Below are 4696 nucleotides of genomic sequence, written 5' to 3'. Positions count from 1 at the left end.
GATCTCGGCGGCGAAGTGATGGACGGCGCGGGCCATGTCGCCCAGCTCGTCGCGCCGCTCCAGGTCGGTCACCTGACCGTCGCGCGGGTCGCGGGCCAGCCGCCGGGTGGCACCCTGGAGACGGCGCCCGGGGCGCGTGCAGCCCCCCGGCCCCCGGAGGGCCCCCCCGCCGGCGGACCGGAGGGCCGGGGGCGCGCCCGCCCCCGCCGTGCTCGTCAGGCCGGCGATCCAGGGTGGGGCGCTGGCCAGGGCGGACAGCGGCGCCCCTTCCAGCACCGCCCCGGCCAGACCGGCGTTCAGCACGGCCACCAGGGCGGCGACGCCGACGCCCAGGCACAGGCCGGGGCGCAGGCGACGGTTCAGCGGACTCCACCGCCCCGCCACCAGCACGAGGAACAGCCCACCGCCCACCGCGGCGAGAAGACTTCCGTAATGCAGCGCCCGAACCGCGGCGGCGGCCAGCAGCGTGGCGGGCGGCGTTGCGCCCCCCAGTTCCGCCGGTCGTTCCGGTTCCGCACCGATCCCGAACAGGAGCGATCCGGCAACCGGGTGACCGTCCGCCGAGCTGACGCGGTAGCTGAGGATGTGGGTCCCCACCGCCAGCCCGCCGGGCAGCGCGACGCGCAGCGCCCCGTCCCCGGCGGCCGGGGCGGGCAGGGGAAGCGTCACCCCGCCGGGGCCGATCAGCGTCACCGACACCGGCCGAACCGGCTCGTTGAAGCGCAGCATGGCCTCGGCGGGCGGGCTGTCGAGCCGCGCCCCGTCCTCCGGAGCGCTCTCGACCAGCACGGCATGCGCCAGGGCCGGCGCGGACAGGGACAGCAGCATCAGGGCGGCGACCCACCCCACGACCAGCCGGCGCATGCGTTTCCCCTTCCCTTACGGCTTGGCGGTCAGGGTGACGCCGGGGGCCGGCTCCTTGACGTCGTGGTCGGTCTTGCCCGGCTCCGGGATCTCGATCCAGCGGTGCACGCCCGTCTCGCATTCCTGCACCACGGGGAAATAGACCACGGTGCCGGGGGCTTCGTCGGGCAGGCGGGCGCGGAAGACGAACTCGTCGTAATGGGCGTCGGGCAGCGAGCCGCCGGTCCAGGCGATCTCGGTGACGCCCTTGCTCAGCGACTCGCCGTAGTAATCATAGGCCTTGGCGTATTGGCCTTCCTTGATCGTCAGGGTCCATCCGGGCTTGGGCATCGGCTTTACCGCGATGACCCCCTCCGGGATCTGCACGCGCAGGGCGACGGTGGGGGAATTGCCGCAGCCATGGCCGACGCGCAGCACGCCCTTGTAGGTGCTGGCGGCCGGGGCCTGCTTGGTCTCCAGCGTGGTGTGGGCGAGGGCGGCGGAACCAGGAAGAAGACCGGGCAGGCAAGCGAGGACGACGGCGGCCAGCAGGGCGCCGCGGGTGTTGCGGATCATGGGAACTCTCCGGTGTGGGTCTGTCTGAAGGTGTCGGTTCAGACACCCACCGGAGGCGCCCGGGCGGAGAAGGCGCGCGGGGCGCGGCCGGCCCCCGCCTCGTCGTCCGCGGGCAGCGGAACGGCGGCCAGCACGATCCCGGCCGGCGGCAGCGGGGCCGGCGCCACGGCCGGACCCAGCAGGGACCCGCCGCCCAGCGACAGGCAGATCGGGCAGTAGGTGACGTGGCCCGGCATGCCGTCCGGAACGGGTCCATGGTCGGCGTGCGGCGCGGCGGAGGCGTCGGGCGCGGGACCCGAATGGCAGATGGACCCCGCCATGGCGATCTGCGCCGACTCCGCCAGCACCTTGGCCAGCGGCGCCGGGACGTGGGTGGCCATGACCAGGGCGTGGAAGACCAGCACCAGCGCGGCGACCCACGCTGTTGCCTCCCTCATCACGCCGGATGTCCGCCATGCACGCATGGGTCACTATGGGCACAGTCCAAGCCTCGAAAAAAGGCAATAAAATTGTGGTTATTGGACGGGGCATGGCCTCGCTTGCGCTCCGGCCCGCGGACGTGAGAGGCTTTCGATCCTAGAATCTCGGCGGGTTGGGGGAGTGGTCATGGGCGGCGTGCTGCGCCGGTACGGTCCGGTGTTGACCGCGGCGATCCTGCTGGCGGTGGCCGCGTGGCTGCTGCTGCTGGTCGTGCTGCCGCAGTTGCTGATGGTGGATTTCTCCTTCCGCCCGTCGCTGCCGCCCAGCAAGGCCGGCGGGCCGGAGGACGTCTACACGCTGCGCAACTACGCGACGCTGTGGACCAACCAGATCCATCTGGCGATCTTCCTCAAAACGATCTGGGCAAGCAGCCTCGTCACCGCCGTCACGCTGGCCGTCTGCTACCCCGTGGCCTTCTACATGGCGCAGGTGGCGCCGCGGCGGCGCCTGCCGCTGCTCGTGTTGATGCTCGTCGTGCCCTTCTGGATCAACGAGCTGCTGCGCACCTTCGCCTGGTACATCATCCTGGCCTTCAACGGGCCGCTGAACGCGCTGCTGGTCGGGCTCGGCCTTTTCTCGGAGCCGCAGCGGCTGCTCGGCGGCGATGCCGGGGTGATCATCGGGATGGTCTACGTCTACATCCTCTTCATGGTGTTCCCGATCATGAACGCCATGGAGTCGCTGGACCGCAACCAGATCGAGGCGGCGCGCGACCTGGGGGCCGGCTGGCTGCGCATCCACCGCCGCATCGTCATCCCCCACGCCAAGCCGGGCATCGCGGTCGGCTGCATCATGACCTTCATGCTGGCGGCGGGCAGCTACGCCGTGCCGGCCCTGCTGGGCGGACCGCAGAGCCGCTGGTTCACCGAGGTCATCTACAACTGGTTCTTCGAGGGCGGGAACTGGAACCAGGGGGCGGCCTACGCCTTCATCCTGCTGATCCTGTGCATCGCCTTCATCCTGCTGATGATGCGGCTGTTCCGCGTCGGCCTCACGGATATTGCGAAATGACCGCCGCAAGTTTCCGCCGCTGGGTCACCGGGGCCTATCTGGTCCTGTTCTTCGGCTACCTGTTCCTGCCGCTGGGGATCATGGCGGCGGCGACCTTCAACAGCAGCCGCTTCCCGACCGTCACCCCCTGGATGGGCTTCACGCTGCAATGGTTCGGCGCCCTGTGGGCCGACCAGCGCATGTGGCAGGCGCTGGGGACCAGCCTGCTGGTCGGGGCGGGGGTGATCGCCGTGGCGGTGCCGCTGGGGCTGGCGGCGGCGCTCCTGCTCGACCGGCTGCACAGCCGGGCGCGGACCTTCCTCTACGCCGTGATGGTGTCGCCGCTGCTGACGCCGGGGGTGATCGTCGGCATCTCCACGCTGGTCTTCTGGCGGGAGTGGTTCGGGGTGACCGGCGGCCTGTTCCTGACGATCCTGGCGCAATCCAGCTTCATCGCGGCCTACGCGATGCTGCTGTTCCTGGCGCGGCTGCAACGGTTCGACCAGACGCTGGAGGAGGCGGCGCTGGATCTGGGCGCCACCCACGGGCAGGTGTTCCGGCGGATCACGCTGCCCTATCTGACGCCGGCCATCCTGTCGGCGTCCTTCCTGGCCTTCCTGCAGAGCTTCGAGAACTACAACACGACGCTGTTCGTCCGCGGGCTGGACACCACGCTGACGGTCTACATCGCCTCGAAGGTGCGCACGGGCCTGACACCCGCGGTCAACGCGCTGTCGCTGATCCTGATCGCGCTGACCATCCTGGGCGCCGTCGTCTACGAAATCCTGCGCCGGCGCGAGGCGCGCCGGCAGCCGGACCCCGCGTGACGGCGGCAGACCTTACTCTTCGCTCTCGTCCGCGTCCGCTTCGATCTGGGCGGCCAGATCGCGCAGCATGTCGATGACGTCCTCGTGGCTGGTCTCGTCCACGGCGGTGTTCACGGCGGCCTCGATCATGGCGACGGCGATGTAGGGGCCGAGAACCCCGCCTTCCTTGATCGCCGCCTCGAGATGCTTCTCGGCGACCGACAGGGCCTTCTCGAAGAGGGCCTCGGCCGTCTGGTTGGTGCTGTCCTTGCTCATCTTGCGGTCCGTTGCGGGTGTTATGGTGCGACTCCTATAACACCGCCCCGCCCGGCTTGGCGCGGCAAATCGGGACGGTGCGGGGAATGACCGTCATGCCCGGGCTTGCCCCGGCCCGCCGCACCGGCCACATTCGGCCCGAACCATCATACGACAGGCGACCATGACCGATCCGACCCGCCCCGACCTCTACCGTTTCTGGATCGCCGAGCATGTGCGCTTCGCCGACCTCGACGCGCTCGGCCACGTCAACAACAACGCCATCGGCGTGTATTTCGAGCAGAGCCGCGTGTCGCTGGTCCATGACTGCGGCGGCTTCCGTGGCGAGTCGCCCTGGACCGTGGTGCTGGCGCGCAGCATCATCGACTACAAGGCGGAACTGCTGTTCCCGGCAAGCATCCGTGTCGGCGCGCGGGTGGCGAAGGTCGGCAACACCTCCGTCGTGCTGGGTGCGGCGATCTTCGACGGCGACCGCTGCATCGCCGTGCAGGAGGCCGTCTGCGTCATCGTCGACAAGGACAGCCACCGCCCGACCCCGGTGCCGGCCGACCTGCGCGACGCCCTGGCCCGCTACGTGTGAGGATGCCGTGCCGTCCTTTCTCCCGCTGACCCGCCGCGATCTGCTGACCGGCTCCGCACTGCTGGCCGGGGCCGGCCTGCTGCCGCGCGCGGCGCGTGCGGCGGTGGGGGAGGGGTCGGCGGTCCGCCTGTCGGCCGGTCCGGCC

General features: G+C 70.6%; 7 protein-coding genes. 3 read left to right on the top strand and 4 right to left on the bottom strand.

The features are described from left to right. The 3 genes from GBZ26_RS27105 to GBZ26_RS27095 form a co-directional block, all read right to left on the bottom strand. Window positions 1–864, bottom strand: an 864-nt coding sequence (locus tag GBZ26_RS27105) for a copper resistance protein CopC (RefSeq protein WP_174441478.1), incomplete at its 3' end; no start/stop codon positions are given. Window positions 865–879: 15 nt separating this feature from the next. After that, window positions 880–1419: a YcnI family copper-binding membrane protein gene (locus tag GBZ26_RS27100; protein WP_174441477.1), complete on the bottom strand. Its 540-nt coding sequence runs from the start codon at window positions 1417–1419 to the stop codon at window positions 880–882. A 38-nt stretch (window positions 1420–1457) separates the two neighbouring features. Then, window positions 1458–1856, bottom strand: coding sequence for a DUF2946 family protein (locus GBZ26_RS27095; protein WP_174441476.1), 399 nt, complete (start codon window positions 1854–1856; stop codon window positions 1458–1460). Window positions 1857–2025: 169 nt separating this feature from the next. On the opposite strand from GBZ26_RS27095, the gene GBZ26_RS27090 reads away from it, so the two are divergent. Together GBZ26_RS27090 and GBZ26_RS27085 are read left to right on the top strand one after the other, a co-directional pair. Beyond that, window positions 2026–2910, top strand: a complete 885-nt coding sequence (locus GBZ26_RS27090; RefSeq protein WP_109069270.1) for an ABC transporter permease — start codon at window positions 2026–2028, stop codon at window positions 2908–2910. Next, window positions 2907–3716, top strand: coding sequence for an ABC transporter permease (locus GBZ26_RS27085; protein WP_035670025.1), 810 nt, complete (start codon window positions 2907–2909; stop codon window positions 3714–3716). The genes GBZ26_RS27090 and GBZ26_RS27085 overlap by 4 nt, the downstream gene beginning before the upstream one ends. A 12-nt stretch (window positions 3717–3728) precedes the next feature. On the opposite strand, the gene GBZ26_RS27080 is transcribed toward GBZ26_RS27085, so the two are convergent. After that, window positions 3729–3971, bottom strand: a complete 243-nt coding sequence (locus GBZ26_RS27080) for a hypothetical protein (protein WP_035670021.1) — start codon at window positions 3969–3971, stop codon at window positions 3729–3731. Window positions 3972–4134: 163 nt separating this feature from the next. On the opposite strand from GBZ26_RS27080, the gene GBZ26_RS27075 reads away from it, so the two are divergent. Next, a complete protein-coding gene (locus GBZ26_RS27075) occupies window positions 4135–4551 on the top strand; it encodes an acyl-CoA thioesterase (RefSeq protein ID WP_035670011.1) in 417 nt (138 codons plus the stop codon). Window positions 4552–4696 lie beyond the last annotated feature (145 nt).

The sequence above is a fragment of the Azospirillum formosense genome (assembly GCF_013340925.1).
GTDB lineage: Bacteria > Pseudomonadota > Alphaproteobacteria > Azospirillales > Azospirillaceae > Azospirillum > Azospirillum formosense.
The sequence above is the reverse complement of the archived record's forward strand: the minus strand, read 5'-3'. Positions and strand labels throughout refer to the sequence as shown.